The sequence below is a fragment of the Paramesorhizobium endophyticum genome (genome assembly GCF_014640615.1).
GTDB lineage: Bacteria > Pseudomonadota > Alphaproteobacteria > Rhizobiales > Rhizobiaceae > Paramesorhizobium > Paramesorhizobium endophyticum.
Genome location: NZ_BMHH01000021.1, coordinates 18,428 through 40,111, shown reverse-complemented (window position 1 = coordinate 40,111; position 21,684 = coordinate 18,428). Strand labels below are relative to the sequence as shown.

Here is a 21,684-nt window from a genome sequence, read left to right as displayed (position 1 = left end):
ATGGTGATGTTCCGCTCAGATGTTTCGTTATTGAAACGGAAATAGTTCCCTGATCGACAGCTTGCGCGGCAAGATACCCTGAACATGGAGTTCTTCCGCGAAATCATCGATCATTTTTTCGTTAGCCGGCAGCCCGCTTTCATTCCAATTGTCCGGCATATCCCGCGCCACTTTCAGCAGTTCGTCGATGATCCATGGCGTCGTATCGGAATATTTGCGCCTCTTGGCGGTCCAGACGCGCTGGCTTTCATCGATGAGCGCGCTCAACTCATCCGCCACCCATGGATGATCTCTCAGGATATGCGGCTTGATCCCGATGAGATGCATGCCCGGGACATAGCCGACGGCGTTGAAATAGGAGAGTTCCGCCTCACGGAAATCCTCCAGCACCTGCCGGAAGCCGGACTCCTTGCCGAAATATCCGTCCGGCATGAAGGGCGTGAACACCGCATCGAGAAATCCTTCCCGCAGCATATCCATCATGGGACGCTCGCCGGGCATGGCCTCGATGCGGTCCGGACGGCCGAAACCGTCGAGACGGTCAGTAATGGGATGCGTTTCGGTCAAGCGCCCGGCATACCAATATGCGTCGTCCACGCCTACGCCTTCGCGCCGCAAGGCCGCCCGCGTCCATGTGTTGCCGGAGTCACGCCACCCCGTCACGCCGATCTTCTTGCCCGCCAGATCGGCGAAACTGCGGATCTGGCTATCGGCCCGCGTGATCACGCAGCGGTGCCGGAAACCGCGCATGATGAAGTTCGGAATGCCAACAATGCTTTCGTCTCCCTCAAGACGCAAGGATGTGTATCGGCTGAAGGACATTTCCGCCGCATCATGTGCCTCATCCTTCCCCGGATGCGAGACAAGCGTGCCGACACGGTCGAGGACGATGTCGAGCTTTGGCGAGCGCACATCGCCCAGCGCCAGCGGCGTCAGATAATCCCAGTCTCTCACAGCGAGCCGCAGCGTGATCGGCATTTCATTTCCCTTGGATTTCCACAACGGGAACAATATTAAATGTTCAGTTTTTTCCGATCAAACGCTATTACGTTACTGAACATTAAACAAAGCAGGAAACATGCTGCAGGATTTCACGCCAGAATGGTTCGCGCAGAAGCTGCAGGACAGGACGACCCGCGGCATTGCCCGCGACACGGCGGACATTATTCGCAAGGGGCTTCTGCCGGTCGGCACCAAGCTGCCGCCGGTGCGTGATCTCGCCTATACGCTCGGCGTCAGCCCGGCGACGCTGTCGGAGGCGTGGAGCGAACTCAGGAAGCAGAAGATCATTACCGGCCGTGGCCGCAATGGAACCTGGGTCAGCGGTGACCGCTTCGCCGCGCAGCCGGAGCGGCTTGCGAGCTTCGGCAATTATGGGCCCGACGTTCTCGATCTCTCCAAGGCCATTCCCGATCCGCTTTTGCTTCCCTCGCTCGACAAGGCGCTGCTTCATGGTGCGAGGGCGCAAAATCTAAACAGCTATGACCGCACCCGCATCCTGCCGGAACTGGAGGAAGCTGTGCGGCGTAACTGGCCTTACGAGCCGGAAGCTTTTCTGGCGACGAATGGCGGCTACAACGCCGTCTATACCATTCTGCATGCGCTTTTGCCTCCCGGCACGCCGGTGGCGATCGAAGACCCGACCGCCATGCGCCTTCTCGATATTCTGGAAGATCTGGGCGTGCCGATCATTCCAGTCGCCTGCGATCAGGAGGGTCCCCTGCCGGATTCGCTGTCGGCAGCCTTGCAGCGCAAGCCTTCAGCCTTCCTGTTCCAGCCGCGCACTCATTCCGTGACGAGCTATTGCGTCAGCGCAGCCCGCATGGCGGCTTTGGGCGATGTCCTGCAAAACAGCGACGCCCTTATCATCGAGGATGACGGCGTCGGCGATATCGCTCCGGTGCGACCGCAGACGCTGGGGACGCGCTTCCCCCAACGCGTCATTCACATCCTGTCCTACTCGAAGACGCTTGGGCCGGATTTGCGCCTTGCCGTGCTTTCCGGCTCATGGTCCCTTGTAGAGCAGATCCAAGGTTACCGCAGTTTCAGCGCAGGGTGGACGAGCCGTATTTTGCAAGCCGCCGTCGCATGGCTGCTCAAAGATGTAAAAACACAGGCGGAACTGGAGCAGACCAAGCAGATCTACCGGAAGCGGGCGCGCGATTTCTCTGAAGCACTGGCGACACGCGGCATGAGAATCTCCGGCGGCACCGGCCTGTGCTGCCTTGTGCCGGTAACTTCCGAACCCTACGCCATGGTGACTCTTGCCGCCCGGCGCATAGCCGTCGCTCCGGGCGCCAAATTCTCTAGCGGGCCCACGAGTGCCATCCGCGTAGCCACAAGCATATTGAAGGAACAACAGGCTGATGAAGTCGCCGAGGCCGTCCGGCTTGCTGCGGATGTTCGCTAACTTCCCGGTCGGCATTGATGGGGCTGCCCGAAAAGTGGTTGGATCGCAGCCCTCAGTTCTCCGGGATGTTCTCCTTGAAAATCACCGCCAGGCGCGGCTGGATGGGGGCATAGGGCTGAGCGTTGATGCTGCTCGTCAGCGCTGCCAGCACCTCCCGAGCCTCGACGCGGGGATTCTGGTCGATCACCGCATCCATCGTCCCGTTGAGAAGGAGACGCTTGGTATTGTCCGTCAGTTCGTGCCCGATGAAGATGACCGAGGCGGCTTTGCCGGAATCGATCAGCGCCTGCCCGATGCCCTGGTTGCCGGCCCCGAGATTATAAATGCCTGCAAGGTCGGGATGGCGGTCAAGGAGCGCCATCGCCTCCTTGTAAGCCTTCTCGCGGCTATCCTCGATCTCCTTCAGTTCAACGATATCGAGATGCGGAAACTCCTCCGCCAGGACACGGCGGAAGCCCATCTCGCGCTCCTCATGGCCGCGATAGGATAGAGAGCCGGCGAAAAGGGCGATCTTTTTGCGCGCCCCCGCCCCCAGGAACCGGCCCAGAATATAGCCGCCGAGCCGGCCCGCTGCCCGGTTGTCGACACCGATATAGGCGACGCGCGGCACATGCAGGATGTCGGAGGCGATCGTCACCACATGGGCGCCGTCTTGGGCCAGCGCGCGCATGGCCTCGCGCACCGCCGGGTGATCCAGCGCGATGACGCCGACGCCCTGCGCCGTACCTTTCAGACTTTCCAGCGCGCCGGCGAGCGTCTCGGGGTTGAAGCCCTCCACGCTGTGGATGGTGACATCGAGTTCCGGCTTCAGCGCCGCCTGCCTGATGATCTCGCCGCGAAGATTGGCGATGAAGGTGTTGGTGCCCGCAGGCAAGACGAAATCCAGCCTTATGCGCCCTCCTCCAGCCACCGGTTTTGAACCGCTGCCCGGCAGGTAGCCAAGCCCGCGCGCCACTTCCAGCACGATCTCGCGTGTGCGCTCTTTCACACGGCCGCGATTGTTGAGCACGCGGTCGACCGTAGCGCTCGATACGCCTGCCGCCTCGGCAATGTCCTTGACTGTCGAACGCAATGGGGACTCCTCGTCAGAATGATGGAAAATGATGTATTTCTATCAGCGGCAGATGCAAGAGTAAAACGCTGGACGTGCAAAAAAGAAGTTAAATGACGTAAAATGATATTTCTAGACGTTGACTCTATCCATCATAGCCGTCAATAATCATCACACATCAGTGGAGGCTGATGGCTTCATGGAGAGGATGGAATGGACGCAAGTCAGGGATTCGTGCCTGATCCGCCGGTTCGCGCGCGGGATTTCAGGATCGGGTGCATCGGCGCGGGCATGATCATGGCGGAGTGCCATCTCGCCGCCTATAGGGAGGCCCGATTTCCGGTCGCCGCCATTGCCTCCCGTACGAAGGACAACGCGGCCAAAGTCGCCTCGCGCTGGGGCATCCCGACCGTCCACGACACGCCCGAGGCGCTGATTGCCGACGAGCGCATCGAAATTCTCGACATCGCCTATCCGCCCGATCTTCAGCCGGATTTGATCCGCAAGGCGCTGGCTGCCCCGCATATCAAGGGTATCCTCGCGCAAAAGCCGCTGGCATTGACGCTGGAAGAGGCGAAAGCCCTGCGTGACGAAGCTGCGCGGGCGGGCAAGCCGCTCTCAGTCAACCAGAACATGCGCTACGACCAGTCGATGCGGGTGCTGAAGCAGATCCTCGACGGAGGCGAGCTTGGCGCACCTGTCATTGCGACCATCGAGATGCGCGCCATTCCGCACTGGCAGGGATTTCTCGAAAATTACGATCGCCTGACCTTGTCGAATATGAGCGTGCATCATCTTGACGTACTGCGCTTCCTGTTCGGCGAGCCGGAAACCATCACCACGCTGACGCGCACCGACCCGCGCACCAAGTTCGCGCACAGGGACGGCATCACCGTCTCGACGCTGACCTTTCCGGACGGGCTCATGGCCATCTCCATGGAGGATGTCTGGTCGGGGCCGCGGGAGGAAGGCTTCGACAGCGACATCTACATCAAATGGCGAGTCGAGGGGACGGACGGGGTAGCGCAAGGGACCATCGGCTGGCCAGACGGATCGGCCTCGATGCTTTCCTATGCCTCGAAGAAAACGACTGACGGCAAATGGGTCAGCCCGACATGGCAGACCATGTGGTTCCCGCACGCTTTCATCGGCGTGATGGAGCAATTGCAACACGCGCTCAAATCCGGCGAGCCGCCGGCGCTCTCGGTCGAGGACAATGTGAGGACGGTCGCGCTCATCGAGGCCGGCTACCGCTCGATCGAGGAAGGCCGGACGGTCAGGCTGTCGGAAATAGCGATCGATTAAGAGCATGATCCAAAAAAGTTGCAGACCTTTTGGACAGGATCATGCGGCGAACAAGTCAAATGGGAGGGACTTCATCATGATGCAGGTAGGCATATTCAGCGGTTATTTTCCCTACGGGCTGGAGGAAACGGCGAAAAAGATCCGAGCGCTGGATTTCAACACTGCCCAACTCGACATGCATTTCAAGGACATCGATTTGAGCGCCGGGCAGATCACGCGGGACAAATGCATCCGCATCCGTGAGACATTCCGCGACCACAACCTGCCGATCTCCTGCATTTCCGGCTATACGAACATCGTCCATCCCGACAGGGAGGAGCGCGCGCGCCGCGTCGGATACCTCAAGGAAATCATCCGGCATGCGCAATATTTGGGCACGCCCTATGTGATCTCCGAAACCGGCACCTTCAACACTGAATCCGACTGGGTGCACCACCCCAGGAACAAGACCGAAGAGGGCTTCGAGGAATGCCGCGAGGTCATCGCCGACCTCGCGCAATATGCCTATGACCACGGCGCAGTCTTCCTCATCGAAACCTATGTCAACAATGTCGTGGGCTCGGTCGAGGAAACGGTCAGGATGTTCGCGCAGGTCGACCATCCCGGCCTCGGCCTGCTGATGGATCCGACCAATTATTTCGAGACGCACAATATCGACCGCATGGATGCGATCTTGACCCAAGTCTTCGACACGCTCTTCGACAAGATCAGGATCGGCCATGCCAAGGACGTCAAGCGTTCAGGCTCCGACAAGAGCGAGAAGCATGCCGACATCGGCGACGAGGACGCGCTGGAGAGCCACACCTTCCGCGGCGTCGGCGAGATCGAGCTGCCGGCGCCGGGGCTGGGGTCTCTGAACTACGATCTTTATCTCAAGCGCCTCGCGCAGAAGCACCCCAACATCCCGATCATCATCGAGCATCTCGACGAGGCGGATGTTCCGCGTGCCAAGAAGTTCCTCGACGGCAAGCTGCGCGCGCAGGGCTTATAATATGGTATTACTGTATGGAGAAAAGAGTTCTCGCCGCGATCTCGCCGCCAGCGCCGGTTCCTTCGGGCAATTCGCCGGCGTCAGGCTGATGACGCTGGCGGACGGGCTGGAGCGCGGCATACGCATGCTGGAGTTCCGGTCCGGCACCGGCCTACGCTTCACTGTTCTCATCGACCGGGCGATGGATATCGCCGATTGTGACTATCGCGGCATGGCGGTGGGCTGGCATTCGCCCGCCGGGTTCCGCCACCCTGGCCTGCATGAATATGAAGGCGAAGGCGGGCTTGGCTGGCTGCGTTCTTTTTCCGGCCTGATGGTCACTTGCGGGCTCGACCACATCCTGTTCATGCATGAGGCGGCGACGGATCACTATAATTACAAACCGCGCGCGACGGCCAGCCATTCCCTCCATGGCCGTGTCGGCACCATACCGGCAAAGCTAACAGGCTATGGCGAGCGATGGGAGGGCGACGAATGTTATCTCTGGTGCGAAGGCATCGTCACGCAAGGGACTGTGTTCGGCGAGCATCTGGAACTCACCCGCCGCATTGAGATCAAGGCGGGCACCAATGAAATCCGCCTCCATGACTGCGTGACCAATCGCGGCTTCTACCGCACGCCCCATATGTATTGCTATCATATCAATGTCGGCCATCCGGTGCTGACTGAGGGCTCGCGCTATCTGGCGCCGATCCGCGATATCGTCTGGGCGGCCCATGCGGGTGAGGATTACCGCAAGCAAGGCGTCGGCTACCGGGTTATGCCGGGCCCGCCGATGCATTTCCATGAGCAGGTCTGGCAGCATGAGCTGGACGCTGATGGCAATGGCGAAGTGCCTGTCGCGCTTGTCAACGACCGGCTTGGCATCGGCTTCGAGGTCGTTACCCGCAAGAACCAGTTCCCTTGCATGTATGAGTGGCAGAATTTCCAGGCGGGGCAATATGCATTCGGCATCGAGCCCTCCACCAATCATGTGCTCGGCCATGGCGCGGCGCGGGAGCGCGGTGAACTGATCTGGCTCGAGCATGGCGAGGAACGCCGCTACGATTCCACCTTCCGCGTTCTCGCCGGCGCAGCGGAGATTTCCGCGGCGGAGGCCCGGATCGCCGCCATCGCCCGGCAACCGGAGGAGGATTACCCCCTCCCCTCAGGCAATCACCTCCCCCTGCGAGGCCGTTCATGACCCCCTCACCCTTTTCTATTGCGGGCAAGACGGTCCTTTATACGGGTGCGGGGGGCGGTCTGGGGCTGGAGACGACCCTGATTTTCCTGCGCGTCGGCGCCCGCGTCATCGCCATCGACCACGATCCCAAGAAGACCGCCGAACTGCGGACGAGAACCGAAGCCGAAGGACTCACCGGCCTCTCCATCCACGCGCTCGATCTTGCCGACTTGAGGGCGCTGCGGCCCGCACTGGACGCCATCTCCCTGGAAGCTGGTGGTTTCGATGTGGTCATCAACAATGCCGCCATCTATCCGTCGAAGCCGTTCGAGGAATACAGCCTCGAAGAGATGCAGAAGGTGCAGCACATCAATGTCGATTCGGGCATCGTCTGCGTGCAGGCGGCCTTGCCGCATATGCGGGAACAAGGCTGGGGCCGCATCGTCAACATTGCCAGCGTGACGCTCTCCGGCGGCTGGGCGAACCTATCCCCTTACGTGCAGTCCAAGGGCGCGCTGATCGGCCTCACCCGCGCTTGGGCGCGCGAGTTCGGGCCCTATGGCATCACCGTCAACGCCATCTCGCCGGGCGCGTTTCCGACCGACGCGGAGAAAATCCACCCCGACCCTGAAGGCTATACGCGCTTCGTGCTCGACCATCAGGCGCTGAAGCGGCGCGGCGCGGCAAGTGACATCGCCCACGCGCTTCAGTTCCTCATCTCCGACGCAGCCGGGTTCATCACCGGTCAGACTTTGAACGTCGACGGCGGCTGGGTGATGCGCTGAGGCGCGGCCCGGTATCAGAAAAAGGGAAGCATAAGGAAATGGGCGTTTTATCAGGTTACAGGGTGCTGGATTGTTCGATTGCCATGGCGGGGCCGTTCGCGGCGCAGCGGCTCGGCGACCTGGGTGCCGATGTGGTGAAGGTGGAGCCGGTGACCGGCGAATGGCAGCGGCATGTGGCGGCGGGCGGCGCGGAAGGCAACCGGGTCAACGTCTCCTTCCTGTCCTTGAATCGCAACAAGCGTTCGCTCGCCATCGATCTGAAATCGCCCGAGGGCAGAGAGGTCCTGATGGATCTGGTGAAGAGCGCCGATGTCTTCCTGCAGAACTACCGGCCCGGCGTCGCCAAGCGTTTAGGCGTCGATTATGAATCGCTGGCCGCGATCAATCCCAAGCTCGTCTATGTCTCGATTTCCGGCTATGGCGAGGATGGTCCCTATGTGGACCGGCCCGGACAGGATCTCGTCCTGCAAGGCATGTCCGGCGCGATGCTGTCCGCCGGACGCGAGGGCGAGCCGCCGACGCCGGCGGGGCAATATCTCGCCGATGCCATCACCGCCTATACCGCCTTCGAGGGCGCGCTCGCCGCGCTGCTTCATCGCGAGCGAACCGGCGAAGGACAGCTCGTCCAGGTCAACATGCTGGACGCAATCACCACCATCCAGATGCAGGAACTCTCCGTCTTCACCGTGGGCGGCAAGCCGCAGGCGCGCTCGGCGGAGCCGCATGCGCATGTCTATATCCGCGCGCCCTACGGCGCCTTCGCGACTTCGGACGGCTTCATCATCGTCGCGTTTCCAAAACTGAAGACGCTCGGCGAGGTGATCGGCGAGGAGAGCTTCCTTACCATGAATGACGAAGTCGACACCTGGACCCGCCGCGACGAAATCTTTGCCAAGACGCGCGAGAAACTCAAGGCGAAGACCTCAGCCGAATGGCTGGAGCTCTTGCGCGCCGCCGATATCTGGTGCGGCCCAGTCTATGGCTATGCCGACCTCGTCGAGGACGAGCAGATCAGGCACAACGGCACATTCGTCGAATATGAGCATCCGACCGAAGGCAAGGTGAAGACGCCGGGCTTTCCCATCCGCTTCTCCAAAACGCCGTCTGTGGTGGAGCGCGGCGCGCCAATCGTTGGTCAGGACACTCGTGATATATTGGCCGAAGCGGGCTATCCGGTGGAGAAGATCGACGCGCTTGAAAAAGCCGGCGTCGTGGTGACGGGCAGGCTCTAGGATGCAGATCATCGAAGCCCTCACCTGGGATCATCCGCGGGGGTTTAATGCGCTCGCGGCGGCGGCAAGGCTGCCCGAAGTCATCGGCGCGGGCCTCGACATACGCTGGCACCGGCAGCCGCTCGAAGGTTTCGAATCCCATCCGATTGCCGACCTGACCGCGCGCTACGATCTGGTCGTCCTCGACCATCCGCATATCGGCGAGGCCGTGGATGGAAACTGCCTGCAATCGCTCGAAGATGTGTTCGGCGAGGAAATTGTGGCGGAGCTCGCGCGGGTCAGCATCGGCGCGTCGCTCAAAAGCTACCATTTCGCGGACCGGCACTGGGCGCTGCCGCTCGATGCGGCGACGCAGGTGATGGCGCTCCGGCCCGACCTCTTACCGGGCGAGGTTCCCACGACATGGGATGATGTCGTCCGCCTTTCGCGCGAAACGGGCAAGGTGGCGCTGTCGCTCGCCGGCCCGCATGCCTGCCTGACACTCCTGTCGATCGCCGCCGCTCTGGGTGAGCCGCCAGCGGAAAGCGATTCGGACGTGCTTATATCTAGCGCGACCGGCCTGCAGGTTTACGAACTGATGGCGGAGCTTAGCCAGCGCGCTCCCCGCTCGGTGCGCCAGAAGAACCCCATCGGCATTCTCGGCCACATGACGGAACATGACGATGTGGCCTTGTGCCCGCTCGTTTACGGCTATGTGAACTACGCCGTCGCAAAGACCGGCCATCGGCTCTCCTTCCACAATGCCCCGCGCGTGCAAGCGGCAGGGCGCCCCGGCTCGACGCTGGGCGGCACGGGCATCGGCATCTCCCGCCGCTGTCATGTCACGCCGGAACTCAAGGCCCATCTCCTCTGGCTGCTCGGCCGCGAAACGCAAGCCGGCTTCATTCCCGATCATGACGGCCAGCCCTCGCGCCGCGACGCCTGGCATGATGAGCATGTCAATGAACGCTGGGGCAATTTCTACCGCAATACCGCCGAGACGCTGGAACAGGCCTATGTGCGCCCGCGCCATGACGGCTACATCGCCTTCCAGAGCAAGGCCTCCGCGCTTCTTAGCCGGGCGCTCGATGAACGGCGCCCCGGCGCAGCGGTCGTTAGCGAGCTTCAATCCCTTTATGCCGTCTCGCGCCGGCGCGGCGGCGAGATTTAGGATTATCCGATGACCGACGACATCACATTCGAGATCGACGGCGCCATTGCCGTCATTACCCTCAACCGGCCGCAGAAGCTAAATGCAGTCACGCCGGAAATGGCCGACGCGCTCGTCGCCGCGGTGAGCGAATGCAACCAGAGTGATGCGATACGCTGCGTCATCCTGACCGGAGCAGGCGAGCGTGCCTTTTGCGCGGGGTCCGATATTCGCGAGTTGGACAGCTACGAGACGCCCTGGCAATTCCGAAACCGCCCCGATTATTGCGACGCGATCCGAGCGCTGCTGAAGCCGTCCATCGCCGCCGTCAATGGTTATGCCTTTGGCGGCGGGCTGGAGACGGCGCTCGCCTGCGACATCCGCATCGCCTCGCAGAACGCGCAATTCGCCGCGCCGGAAATCAAGCTCGGCTGGATCGGCGGCGGCGGCATGGCCGCGCAGCTGGCCCATTCCATCGGCGCGTCCAATGCCGCGCTGATGATCATGACCGGCGATCCGATCCCGGCCGAGAAGGCCGAGCGCTGGGGACTTGTCAGTGAGGTCGTTCCGCAAGCGGAACTGTTGGATAGAGCCCGTGAAATCGCCGCGACAATCGCCTCGCGCGCGCCCATCGCCGCCGAAACTGCCAAGCTCAACCTGAAAGCCGCTTTCGCCATGCCGCTGGAGAAAGCCATCGAATATGAGCGCGACTTGCAGACGATCTGCTTTGCCACCGCCGACGCGCTGGAGGGCCGTGCCGCGTTCAAGGAGAAGCGCGCACCGGTTTTTCGGCGAAGGTAGGACTATACGAAACCGCATCCTGGCTTTCGAGGAGGAAAGCCGGAAGCGGCAATTTCGATCATGGGAGGGAAAATTGACCGACACCGCGATTGCCAGGCCGAAGGCGCTGGCCAGCACGATTTTCGCAAGCACGATCGGCACGGTCGTCGAATGGTATGATTTCATACTTTATGCGACGGCGGCGGCGCTGATTTTCAACCATCTGTTTTTCCCGCAATTCGATCCGACGACCGGCATTCTCGCGTCCTTCGCCACCTATACGGTCGGCTTCCTGGTGAGGCCGCTGGGCGGGATCGTGTTCGGCTGGATGGGAGATCGCATCGGCCGCAAGCCGGTGCTGATGCTGACGTTGCTGATGATGGGTGTCAGCACCACCTTGATCGGCTGCCTGCCGACCTATGCCTCGATCGGCCTGTGGGCGCCGGTGCTTCTGCTTATTCTCCGCGTCGTTCAGGGACTGGGCGCGGGCGCGGAATATGCGGGCGCCGTGGTCATGGCAGGCGAAATCGCCGGCAAGCGCCGCGGCTTCTTTGCCAGCCTGCCGGCGGCGGCGGTCGATATCGCGACGATCCTTGCCTCGGGCATTTTTGCCCTCTTCACCCTCCTGCCCGAGAACGCATTGATGAGTTGGGGCTGGCGCGTACCCTTCCTGTTGAGCGCGCTGGTGCTGTTCCTCGGCATCTATATTCGCCGCAAGGTGCCGGAATCGCCGGAGTTCGTGGAAATCAAGGAACAGCGCCGGGATTCGAAACTGCCTGTCCTCGAAGTGCTGCGCAACCATCCGCGCACCATGCTGGCGGCAATGGGGGCTAATCTGGCGCCGAACCTGTCCTATATCTTCCAGACCTTCACGCTCGCCTACGCCACATCGAAGCTTGGCTTTCCGCGCGAGGTGGTGCTGACGGGCGTCATGCTGTCCAGCGTGTTCGGCGCGGTGATGTGTGTCGTGTTCGGAGCCCTGTCCGATCGTTTCGGGCGAGTCACCATCATGGCATGGGGCTCGGCTGCTGCAGCCGTTTATTCGCTGGTCTATTTCCAGCTGCTCGGCGCTGGCACGCACTGGACCGCCGTGGTGCTGATCATTATCGGCCATGCGCTCGGGGCGCGCTCATCCTTCGGCGTCCAGCCGGCCTTTTATTGCGACATTTTCCCGACGGAAGTCCGCTACAGCGCCATCGCATTCGCCCGCGAGGTGACGGGAGCGATCTTCGTCGGGCCGCTGCCCCTTATCGCGACGGCATTGGTCGGGTGGTACGGCTCCGCCTGGCCCGTTGCCCTCATCACTGCGCTCTACTGCCTGATCACGCTTGTCTCGGTGCTCAGCATCGATCGGGCGCGCCGGCTCGACGCCCGCGCGGGAGAGAAGAAGACGTACCTTGCCGAACAGCGGGTATAGCGTGGCGTCGGAGGGGGCGTTTTGAACCTTATATGCATCGCGTTCCGGGTTCGACCTGAAACGCGATGCAGTATCCTTCACTGTCAGCGTTTCTATCGTCAGCGCCGAACCGCCGTCACCTCGGACCGTCGCTGAAGAAATTGGTCGAAGGATAGGAAATCAGGGTAATCGGCAGGTTGGTATAGCTGATGCCGCCATAGATATGTTCGTCCTGTTCCCAGAAACGGCGTTTGAACTCCAGCCCGACCTTGAAGGCCGATTCGTAATACATGCCGTCGATGATGCCCTTCGTCCTCGCGGAGAAATCGTGATCGACCTGCCCAAGCACAGAGAAGGGGATGGTGCAGATGCAATAATCGGCGGTTTCCGTTGTCTCCGGGCCTTCGCCATTGCTGGGCACCCAGGTCGCGCTGACCTTGTCGCCCTCATGCCGGATGCGGATCACCTTGGCATTGTACGTAATGACATCGCCGACCTGTTTCTCGAACCCCTTGGCGATCATGTCCATGCCACCGACCGGCTGGAAGATCGTGGATTGCATATGCAGATCGTCGCCGGCCGTCAGCGACCGCCACAGCTTCGACTGCAGGATAACCGACAGCGGATGGGGTTCGGATGGTTCCGGCTTGCCGCTGGCGCCGCCCCCTTCGGGCTTGAACCAGCCGCGATAAGAAGAGCTGTTTTCGCCCTTGACATATTCATACTGTTCGTTCAGCGCACCATAGCGTTTTAACGCATTCAGCAGAAGCTTGGCGTCTTCCTCGGTTACCGCAGTGTCCAGTGCCTTCTGATCTACGCATTTGGCCAGCAATTCGGCGACATGGCCCCGGAAGTCGGTAGAAATCTCCTTGAACCGTTGTGGCTGGCCGTCGAAGGCCTCGGTGTTATGTAGATAGGCATTGTAATTGACCTGAATGAAAGGCTCGAGCTTGACGCCGAACCGCTTGCAATAATCCAGTACGGCGAAGTGGTCGGATGGGATGCGCCAGGGGCCAGGGTTGATATAGTTGCCTTCGGCGAATTTCACCTCCTGCGTAAAGCCTCCCAGTTCGGTGTATTTGTCGCCGCCGCGCAATGTCCAACAGCGGCCGCCGGCTTTTTCGCGATATTCGAGTATCTTGACGGAGTATCCGGCATTCCGCAGTTCGAACGCCGCTGTCATACCGGCGAGCCCACCGCCCAAAACCAGAACCGAAGTCCCCTTCGGATCAGCCTCCAGTTTCAGCCTCCCTTTCCATGGCGAGGCTTGCGAGAGCCCCATGGCGCCCATGGCGCTGTACATGGCCGCCGCGCCTGCAACCGTTCCGATCATCCCCAACAGTGATCGGCGAGACATTCCTTCTGGATTGAATGACATGAATTGAAGCTTCCCCTTTTATTACTTCAAACGATAGGAAGCAATTCGCGTGCCAAGTTCAAACGCCTGGAATTAGGGGGCTTTACCTTGTCTTTGGGCTGATTATTAATCAGCATAGATGCATTGGCAAAAAATTCGGCATTCCTCGGCAGTCCATAGCTCAGCCAGATGTATAATGTTCACCTCCAAAACAGTCGTTTGGCAGCGGATCACCGCGCCTGGGATTTCGATCTCCTTATCCCACAGACCAGCGCTTACAAACATTCATGCTGATCCGCCTGCCATAGATCATGCCGGGGGGTGCTTGCCGCATCCGTCCTATCGTTCCTCCTCGCCATGAATGCCTATGCGACGCCGGTCATGCTCGGCGGCCCATCTTTCCGCATGATGGCGCCGATGATCGTGACCGAAATCTTGAGCAAGGCAAACTGGCCGCTTGGCGCAGCGCTCGCCCTCATTCTTCTCAGCGTCACGATAACGATCTCGGTGGCCGCCGGACTGTTCATCCGACGCTGTTATTAAACGGCAGCAGAGCCATATTCGCGCCGGTCGATCTCCGCGTCCGTTTTCGTTCAGACCTCAGTCAAGACGCCCGCTGCCTTGACTGCGTGATCGAGAACAAACTGGAGCTTGGCAGCATGGTCGAAACTCGGCTCGTCCGGCTGCCCTGTCAGTATGGCATTGGCAAATCGCTGGAAATTAGTAATGACTGGTTCGACTTCGACCGTGCGCCAGATTGCCTTGTCGACATCAACGCCTTCGCAAACCCTGAGCGTCGAACCCTCCGGCGTATGCACTATCTCAACCGCTCCTTTGTCGCCATGCAAACGCAGATGCAGTTCGTTCAGATGGCCGGTCGCCCAGCGGGTCGCATGGATGACACCAGCTGCGCCGTTATCGAGTTCGGCCACCATCAAGAAACTGTCATTGGCATCGAGTTCATATTCGCCGATCTGCTTTCCAGGACCTTTATCGAAAACTTTGAGGTGGGAAGCGGCCGCCTTTATATCGCTTCCGGCCGCAAAGACCGCGAAATCGAGGATGTGAATGCCGACATCGCCTAGAACGCCATTGGACCCATGCTTTGTGGACAATCTCCACAGCCACTGCGACTCCTTGGACCAATCTCCCCATGCCTTCGAAACCAACCAACTCTGCAGATAGGAGGCTTCGAAATGACGGATCGCACCAAGGCGCCCCTCCAGGACCATCTTGCGAGCAGCTTGAAGCGGCGCCACGTTCCGATAAGTGAGGTTCACCATGGCGACTTTGCCGGATAAAGCAGCGGCATCGGCCATTTCTTTGGCGTGGCCATAGTTTACCGCTAGTGGCTTCTCGCAAAAGACATGCTTGCCGGCAGCGAGAAGCTGCATCGTTGTAGGATAGTGAACGCGATCCGGCGTGACATTTGTCACGGCATCGAACTCTCCCCAGGCCAGAGCGTCGTCGAGCGAGGTGAAGGTCAAGGGTATATTATGTCTCAGCGCGAAGGCCCGTAGCCGAACGTCGTCCGTATCGACGGCCGCGACGATTTCGACGTTCGCGATTTGGGCAAAATGCATCGCATGGGTATTCGCCCATCCTCCGGTTCCGAGAATGATCAAGCGCATCCGATTTGTCCTCATGGTTATCGTTAAGCGTTAGCAGCCCTGCTAGCTTACGAAGGTCATATCTTCTAAAACAGTCTGGTTAGCGGTAACCCGCCTCGCCCGTCTGATGCAGTCGCGGTCCGCGTTCGACGATGGGTTCCAATGCCTTTTCCACCGGCACATTGGGTGCATCGGTTATGCTTTTCAGGGCACCCTGTGGGTTGTATGCCCATTTCACACCGTTGATCAGTACCTTCTGGACATTCGTGTCGTGGTAGGTCGGATAGGTTTCGTGGCCCGGACGGAAGTAAAAGATGTTGCCGGCCCCGCGTCGCCAGGTCATACCCGAACGGAAGACTTCTCCGCCTTGGAACCAGGAGATGAACACGGTTTCCAGCGGTTCGGGTACCGAAAATTGTTCGCCGTACATTTCCTCGTTTTCCAGCACGAAGTTTTCATCAATACCGGCTGAGATGGGGTGACGCGGGTTGATCGTCCACAGCCGCTCGCGTTCGCCGGCCTCGCGCCATTTCAGCGCACAGGGCGTACCCATCAGACGCTTGAAAATTTTGGAAAAATGGCCGGAATGCAGGACGATCAGGCCCATGCCTTCCCAGACGCGCTTTGCAACGCGCTCGACAACGACGTCGCAAACGGCGCCGTGATCCTTATGGCCCCACCAGGTGAGCACGTCGGTCTGGGCAAGGCGCGCTTCAGTCAGGCCATGTTCCGGCTCCTGCAACGTCGCCGTCGTCGCGGTGATACCGGAATCCGAGTTCAGCGCATTTGTGATCGTCGTATGCATGCCTTCGGGATAAATTGCTCGAACAACCGTATTGGTGTTCTCGTGGATGTTTTCACCCCAGACAATAGTGCGAATGGTCACGTCGTTAACTCCTTGCGATTTATATACGGATCAAGCCTTGGGAGAGATCAGGCTGCGCGCATAGACGCTCTTTCAAGGGCCCGGCCGGATTGGTCAAAGCGGTGCACTTGGTCGGCAAGCGGTGTGAGACCAAGTGATTGCCCCGGCGTGTGGCGGGAGACGCCGGGTTCGCGCACGATCAGCGGTTCATCCGCGCCGATATCCAGGTAGACGAAGCTATCAGAGCCCAGAACTTCTGAATGGATGACCGTCCCGCTCCAAGCCGGCGGTTCCGTCGTGATGCGGATGTGTTCGGCGCGAACCCCGATCGTATGACTGCCGTAGGGCTGTGCCAGCGCGCCCGACAGGAGGTTCATTTTGGGTGAGCCGATGAAACCGGCGACGAAGGTCGAGTTCGGGCTTTCGTATAGCTCCAGTGGCGTACCGATCTGCTCAACGAGGCCATCCCTCAACACGCATATCCGGTCAGCGAGTGTCATCGCCTCGACCTGATCGTGCGTCACGTAGATCATCGTCGTGTCGTGCATGCTGCGATGAAGCTTGGCGATCTCGAGCCTCGTGGCGACGCGCAGTGCCGCGTCGAGATTAGAAAGCGGCTCGTCGAACAGAAAGACCTTGGGATCGCGCACGATCGCTCGGCCGATAGCCACGCGCTGGCGCTGCCCGCCGGACAGTTGCCGCGGCAAACGGTCGAGATAAGGTGACAGTTGCAGCATGTCCGCGGCTTTCTCGACGCGCTGATGGCATTCGTCCTTCGTGCGTCCGGAAAGTTTCATGCCGAAAGCCATATTGTCGAAAACCGTCATATGGGGATAGAGCGCGTAGGACTGGAAAACCATGGCGATCCCTCTTTTTGAAGGCGCATGCTGGTTCACCACCTCGCTGTCGAAGGAAAGCGTGCCGGATGTGATGTCCTCAAGCCCGGAAATCAGGCGCAGGAGGGTGGATTTACCGCATCCTGACGGTCCAACGAAGACCATGAACTCGCCGCGGCGGATGTCCATCGTCACGCCCTTGATCACCTCGAAGGAACCGAAACTCTTGCGGATATTGTCCAGTCGGATCTCTGCCATGTTTTCCCTCTCAGCCCTTAACGCCGCCAGCGGTTAGCCCCGATATGATCCGGCGCTGGAATATTAAAACGAGCACGACAACCGGTACGGTGACGATGACGGAAGCGGCCATGATGTTGCCCCAGGGAATTTCGAATTGGCTACCGCCTGAGAGCATGGCAATGGCAACCGGCACGGTCCGTTGTGCATCCGACGACGTGAAGGTCAGCGCAAAGAGGAACTCATTCCAGGCGGTGATGAAGGCGAGCAACCCGGTTGTCACCAGCACCGGCCACATGAGCGGCATGAACACTTGAGTGATGATGACCCACGGTGAAGCGCCGTCGACGATGGCCGCCTCCTCGATCTCAACCGGCAAGTCGCGCATAAAAGTAGTCAGCACCCAGACGGTAAACGGCAGGGTAAAGATCATGTAGGAAAAGATCAGCGCAAAAGGCGTGTTAAAGATACCGAGCCAACGGATGAGTTCGAAAAGCCCCGCAAGCACAGCGATCTGTGGAAACATCGACACCGAAAGGATGGTCAGCATCAAGAGCGCCCTTCCCCGGAAATCGACACGCGCCAAGGCATAGGCCGCAGTAACCGAAAGCAGCAGCGATGCCGCAACCACGATGCAGGCAATCATCACGGAATTTGCAAGGCTGCGGACAAACCCTCCCTGGCTCATCACGGATGTATAATTGCCGAACGACATCGAGGTTGGCCAGTAATTGACCTCAAAAAGAGCCGTTCCGGTCTTCAGGCTCGTGAGAATTGCATAGTAGAAGGGAAAGACCGCGATGATGACAATTACCGCGACGAGCAAGTAGAAGAGTGTGTTCTTTATAATCGAAAACAGCATCAGCGATCTCCCCCGCCAAGCTTGACGCGGCCGAGCCAGATATAAACGATGGTAACGGACGCTATGATGAGGAAAAGCATCGTCGACGCGGCGGCGCCATAGGCGAATTTGTCGAAATCGAACAGGTTTTCACGCGCCATAACCGACATCGTCTTCGTCTGCGCGTTATTGGGCGTCAGCACATAGATCAAGTCAAAGATGCGCAGTGAATCCAGCATCCGAAAGATCACGGCAACCATGATGGATGGCCGGATCAGCGGCAGTGTCAACCGCCAGAAAACCTTGACCGGATTGACACCGTCGATTCTGGCCGCTTCGTAGATGTCTGTCGGCACCATCTGCAGACCCGCGAGGATCAGGAGGGCCATGAAGGGCGTCGTCTTCCACACATCGACGATGAGTACAGCCATCATCGCGGTTTCTGGATTGGCAGTCCAGGCGATCTTTTGGCTGATGACTCCCAGACCAAGCAGAATATCGTTGAGGATGCCGAACTGGTCATTGAGCATCCAGGCCCACATCTTCGCCGAAACGATCGTCGGGATCGCCCAGGGAATGAGGATTGCGGCGCGCACGATCCCACGCCCGACGAACTGCGCGTTCAACACCAGCGCGACGATTAGACCAAGCGTGGTCTCGATTGAGATAGAAAGAATGGTGAACTTGACCGTGTTCCAGACCGCATTCCACCAGGCCGGGTCGGCGAGCAGGCCACGATAGATGGTTTTGCCACTTTTCAGCGTTACCCATGACAGGTAATTGTCAAAGCCGATGAACCGCGCATTTCCCAGGTCGGTGAGCGATGCATTGGTGAAGCTGAAATAGATTGTTCTAAACAGCGGCCAGCCAGCAACAATTGCAAGGATCAACAATGTCGGCGTGAGAAACAGCCAGGCGGATCGAATACGCTCAGACCGCAACTCCGTAGAGACCGTGAGATTAGAGCGTTTCGATTGGATTGTTTGCGGGACTACAATTTCGCTCATGAGGCCTACCCCTGCTCGGACATCTGGAGGCTGGACCGGCGAGCTTATACCGCCGGTCCAACTGCTCACCAAGCGTCGCCCTTCAGCGTCGTCAGGTCGGCTTCGAGAAGCTCGAGATTTTCTGCAGCGGTACCGCTGCCCGAAAGCGTATTATGAACAGCAGTCCAGAATTTCGACGACACCTCGTTGTACTTGACTTTAGTCGCGGCCGAAGGACGCGGGACGGCGTCTTGGAAGATCGGCTTCCAACTCGGCATGAAGGGCTGCGCGGCGACCACATCCCTGTCATCATAAAGATCCGCCAGCGTTGGCAGATTGGATAATTCTATGGCGCGGGCCTTTTGGACCTCCTTCGAAGCGAGGAATTTGACGAACGCTACCGCTTCTTCCTTGTTGTCGGAGTATTTCGAGACCGCGAGGTTCCACCCGCCGAGCGTCGAAGAAGGCTTGTCTCCGGCAGCCGCAACTGGAAGCGTAGTCACGCTGAATTTCCCCTTTACGGCGCTATCAACGCCATTGCCGAGCGAATACGCGTAAGGCCAATTGCGCATGAAAACCGCGTTGCCGGTCTGCCAGACACCGCGCGATTCCTCTTCCTGATAGGCAAGCACGCCGGAGGGCGAAATCGTGCCTATCCAGCCTTTGGCACGCTCAAGTGCTGCGACCGCTTTCTCGTTATTGATGGAGATCGTCCCGTCCGGTTCGACGATCTGGCCGCCACCCGAAGACTTCACCCATTCGAGGCCGTTGCAGGTCAGGCCTTCATAGGAATTGCCCTGAAAAACGTAACCCCACATATCCTTTCGGCCAGACTGCCGCTCCTTGTCCTGGATCTCCTTTGCCATCGCAGCCATCTCGTCCCAGGTCTTTGGCGGCTGCTTGCCATATTTATCGAGGAGGTCCTTACGGTAAAAAAGCGCCGGAGCATCGGTATACATCGGGAGCGCAACAAGCCTGCCGTTGACAGTCTGCGATGCGATAATCGACGGGAAGAACTGGTTTGCAACATCAGCGGTCGCGTCCTTCAAATCGACGAACTGATCGGCAAGTTGTGGCGCCCAGACAATGTCGGTCTGATAGACATCGATGTCCTTGTTTCCAGCGGCAAGCCATAGGCGGTATTGCGAGAACTGTTCGCTGCTTGAAGCCGGCATGGTCACGATGGTGACTTTGTTGCCTGTCTGCTTTTCGAAAATGGCAATCTGCTTGCGAAAGAATGCGATGCTTGCGCCGGTGGTGTTTGCGGCAAACGACAGTTCGGCGGCTTGAACTGCGTTGACGACAGGCAGGCTCAGGGCGAGCGCCGCCAGACATCCAACAAACTTTTTCATGAATTCCTCCCAGAATTGAAATCGTTTTGGTAGACTGAACCATGTCAGACGGTCAAATTGTCGTCAAGTCGATTTTTTAAGTGACATTTCGTCGCATAACTCGTAAAAACACCCTGTTCCAACAGTGATGCCTTAGACATGAATTGAAATCGGTTTAAAATATTTGGCGGATAGACGTTCTCCCGTTGCGCATTTCCACTCCATCGTTCATTGATTTAATCGACAAAGAAGGCGTCCGATGAAACTTCGTGAATTCGCACAGCAACTGGGACTTTCTGTAACCACCGTCAGCCGCGCGCTGAGTGGATATCCAGAAGTCAGTGAAGCCACGCGCGCTCGTGTTGTGAGCGAAGCCCGGAGACTTGGTTACCGCCCCGACGTCAATGCTGTGCGGTTGAAGACCGGGCGGGCGGGCGCGATCGGGCTCATGATGGGGCGTTCGGAATATCATTTCTCCGAGTTCATGACGGGTTTGGCACAGCGCCTGGAATCAGCCGATACCGATATTGTCGTCACGCCGATTGCGGCCGACAATGATGAAGACGAAACGCAGGCTTATCGTCGCCTGTTCGAAAGCCGGCGGGTAGATGCGGTCATCATTCATTCGCCGCGCCCCAACGATCCCCGGATCGAACTTCTGAACAGCCTTGGCCTGCCCTTCATGGTCCACGGTCGGTCCGAAACCGAGCAGGTCTACGCCTGGCTCGACATTGACAACGAAGGCGCTTCACGCAAAGCCACTGAACACCTGCTCGATCTGAGACATCGGCGCATCGCGATGATCAACGGTGTACGCGGCAGAACCTATTCGATCCATCGAGAGCATGGCTTTCGCGCGGCTTTCCGGGATCGCGGTCTGGCCGTCGATTCCAATTTGATAGTGTGCGATCAATTTACCGACGAAATCGGCTTTCGCCATGCTCGTTCCTTTCTGGAGCGTGCAAACCGGCCGACCGCTATCGTCGCTGGTTCAACGATGACAGCGCTCGGTGTCTATAGAGCCGTGCGCTCGCTCGGGCTAACCGTGGGACAGGATGTCTCGGTCATCGCGCATGATGACGTGTTCCCTTTCCTGACGGCCGAGAATATGGCGCCGTCCCTTTCCGCGACGCGGTCCTCTATGCGTGCGGCGGGTGTGCGCTGTGCCGAACTCACTCTGCAGATTGTCGCTGGACGTGCGGTGGAGGACATCCATGAATTATGGCCAGTCGACCTGATTCTCCGCGAAAGTACGACGTCACCGCGTGAAAGCGCAGGGTGAGGAGACGGTGAGAGCGCCCTACGCCGACGCCGACATGACGGGTCTCTCACTTCAGCCAAGCAACTCAGGCACCGCAGTATTGTCTGCTGGGCCGCCCT

20 protein-coding genes are annotated in these 21,684 nt (G+C 59.3%); 11 read left to right on the top strand and 9 right to left on the bottom strand.

What is annotated here, in order from left to right; genetic code table 11:
- Window positions 1-27: 27 nt before the first annotated feature.
- Entirely contained in the window at window positions 28-978 is a 951-nt protein-coding gene (locus tag IEX53_RS19495; protein WP_188825855.1) for an ABC transporter substrate-binding protein, read from the bottom strand.
- Between the two features lie 100 nt (window positions 979-1,078).
- Between IEX53_RS19495 and IEX53_RS19490 the strand changes: the two genes are divergently transcribed.
- Complete coding sequence (locus IEX53_RS19490) at window positions 1,079-2,410, top strand: aminotransferase-like domain-containing protein (protein WP_188825854.1); 1,332 nt, start codon at window positions 1,079-1,081, stop codon at window positions 2,408-2,410.
- 52 nt (window positions 2,411-2,462) lie between these two features.
- Here the strand turns inward: IEX53_RS19490 and IEX53_RS19485 are convergent, their stop codons facing one another.
- Window positions 2,463-3,482, bottom strand: coding sequence for a LacI family DNA-binding transcriptional regulator (locus IEX53_RS19485; protein WP_188825853.1), 1,020 nt, complete (start codon window positions 3,480-3,482; stop codon window positions 2,463-2,465).
- Window positions 3,483-3,674: 192 nt separating this feature from the next.
- On the opposite strand from IEX53_RS19485, the gene IEX53_RS19480 reads away from it, so the two are divergent.
- The 8 genes from IEX53_RS19480 to IEX53_RS19445 all read left to right on the top strand — a co-directional run bounded on the left by IEX53_RS19480 (window position 3,675) and on the right by IEX53_RS19445 (window position 12,262).
- Window positions 3,675-4,766: a Gfo/Idh/MocA family protein gene (locus IEX53_RS19480; RefSeq protein ID WP_188825852.1), complete on the top strand. Its 1,092-nt coding sequence runs from the start codon at window positions 3,675-3,677 to the stop codon at window positions 4,764-4,766.
- 76 nt (window positions 4,767-4,842) lie between these two features.
- Window positions 4,843-5,757, top strand: coding sequence for a sugar phosphate isomerase/epimerase family protein (locus tag IEX53_RS19475; RefSeq protein ID WP_188825851.1), 915 nt, complete (start codon window positions 4,843-4,845; stop codon window positions 5,755-5,757).
- A 1-nt stretch (window position 5,758) separates the two neighbouring features.
- Entirely contained in the window at window positions 5,759-6,940 is a 1,182-nt protein-coding gene (locus tag IEX53_RS19470; protein ID WP_188825850.1) for an aldose 1-epimerase family protein, read from the top strand.
- Window positions 6,937-7,704 carry an SDR family NAD(P)-dependent oxidoreductase gene (locus IEX53_RS19465; RefSeq protein WP_188825849.1) on the top strand — a complete coding sequence of 256 codons (768 nt, stop codon included), beginning with the start codon at window positions 6,937-6,939 and terminating at the stop codon, window positions 7,702-7,704. The genes IEX53_RS19470 and IEX53_RS19465 overlap by 4 nt, the downstream gene beginning before the upstream one ends.
- Window positions 7,705-7,742: 38 nt before the next feature.
- On the top strand, window positions 7,743-8,936 hold the full coding sequence (locus IEX53_RS19460; protein ID WP_188825848.1) for a CaiB/BaiF CoA transferase family protein: 1,194 nt from the start codon (window positions 7,743-7,745) through the stop codon (window positions 8,934-8,936).
- A gap of 1 nt (window position 8,937) precedes the next feature.
- Window positions 8,938-10,086, top strand: coding sequence for an extracellular solute-binding protein (locus IEX53_RS19455; protein WP_188825847.1), 1,149 nt, complete (start codon window positions 8,938-8,940; stop codon window positions 10,084-10,086).
- A gap of 9 nt (window positions 10,087-10,095) precedes the next feature.
- On the top strand, window positions 10,096-10,866 hold the full coding sequence (locus tag IEX53_RS19450; protein ID WP_188825846.1) for an enoyl-CoA hydratase/isomerase family protein: 771 nt from the start codon (window positions 10,096-10,098) through the stop codon (window positions 10,864-10,866).
- 73 nt (window positions 10,867-10,939) lie between these two features.
- Window positions 10,940-12,262 (top strand): MFS transporter, encoded by a 1,323-nt coding sequence (locus IEX53_RS19445; RefSeq protein WP_188825845.1) that lies wholly within the window; start codon window positions 10,940-10,942, stop codon window positions 12,260-12,262.
- 115 nt (window positions 12,263-12,377) lie between these two features.
- On the opposite strand, the gene IEX53_RS19440 is transcribed toward IEX53_RS19445, so the two are convergent.
- Entirely contained in the window at window positions 12,378-13,598 is a 1,221-nt protein-coding gene (locus tag IEX53_RS19440; RefSeq protein WP_210311670.1) for a flavin monoamine oxidase family protein, read from the bottom strand.
- Window positions 13,599-13,919: 321 nt separating this feature from the next.
- Between IEX53_RS19440 and IEX53_RS19435 the strand changes: the two genes are divergently transcribed.
- Complete coding sequence (locus IEX53_RS19435; RefSeq protein WP_188825843.1) at window positions 13,920-14,141, top strand: ABC transporter permease family protein; 222 nt, start codon at window positions 13,920-13,922, stop codon at window positions 14,139-14,141.
- 50 nt (window positions 14,142-14,191) lie between these two features.
- Here the strand turns inward: IEX53_RS19435 and IEX53_RS19430 are convergent, their stop codons facing one another.
- The 6 genes from IEX53_RS19430 to IEX53_RS19405 form a co-directional block, all read right to left on the bottom strand.
- Complete coding sequence (locus IEX53_RS19430) at window positions 14,192-15,229, bottom strand: Gfo/Idh/MocA family protein (RefSeq protein ID WP_188825842.1); 1,038 nt, start codon at window positions 15,227-15,229, stop codon at window positions 14,192-14,194.
- 79 nt (window positions 15,230-15,308) lie between these two features.
- Window positions 15,309-16,094: a ThuA domain-containing protein gene (locus IEX53_RS19425; protein ID WP_188825841.1), complete on the bottom strand. Its 786-nt coding sequence runs from the start codon at window positions 16,092-16,094 to the stop codon at window positions 15,309-15,311.
- 47 nt (window positions 16,095-16,141) lie between these two features.
- On the bottom strand, window positions 16,142-17,167 hold the full coding sequence (locus IEX53_RS19420; RefSeq protein ID WP_188825840.1) for an ABC transporter ATP-binding protein: 1,026 nt from the start codon (window positions 17,165-17,167) through the stop codon (window positions 16,142-16,144).
- Between the two features lie 10 nt (window positions 17,168-17,177).
- Window positions 17,178-18,008, bottom strand: a complete 831-nt coding sequence (locus tag IEX53_RS19415) for a carbohydrate ABC transporter permease (RefSeq protein ID WP_188825839.1) — start codon at window positions 18,006-18,008, stop codon at window positions 17,178-17,180.
- Window positions 18,008-18,994 carry a carbohydrate ABC transporter permease gene (locus tag IEX53_RS19410; protein ID WP_188825838.1) on the bottom strand — a complete coding sequence of 329 codons (987 nt, stop codon included), beginning with the start codon at window positions 18,992-18,994 and terminating at the stop codon, window positions 18,008-18,010. The genes IEX53_RS19415 and IEX53_RS19410 overlap by 1 nt, the downstream gene beginning before the upstream one ends.
- A 65-nt stretch (window positions 18,995-19,059) precedes the next feature.
- The gene (locus IEX53_RS19405) at window positions 19,060-20,325 is read right to left on the bottom strand and encodes an ABC transporter substrate-binding protein (RefSeq protein WP_188825837.1); all 1,266 of its coding nucleotides are present in this window, start codon (window positions 20,323-20,325) and stop codon (window positions 19,060-19,062) included.
- 238 nt (window positions 20,326-20,563) lie between these two features.
- On the opposite strand from IEX53_RS19405, the gene IEX53_RS19400 reads away from it, so the two are divergent.
- Window positions 20,564-21,586, top strand: a complete 1,023-nt coding sequence (locus IEX53_RS19400; protein WP_188825836.1) for a substrate-binding domain-containing protein — start codon at window positions 20,564-20,566, stop codon at window positions 21,584-21,586.
- Window positions 21,587-21,684: the final 98 nt, after the last annotated feature.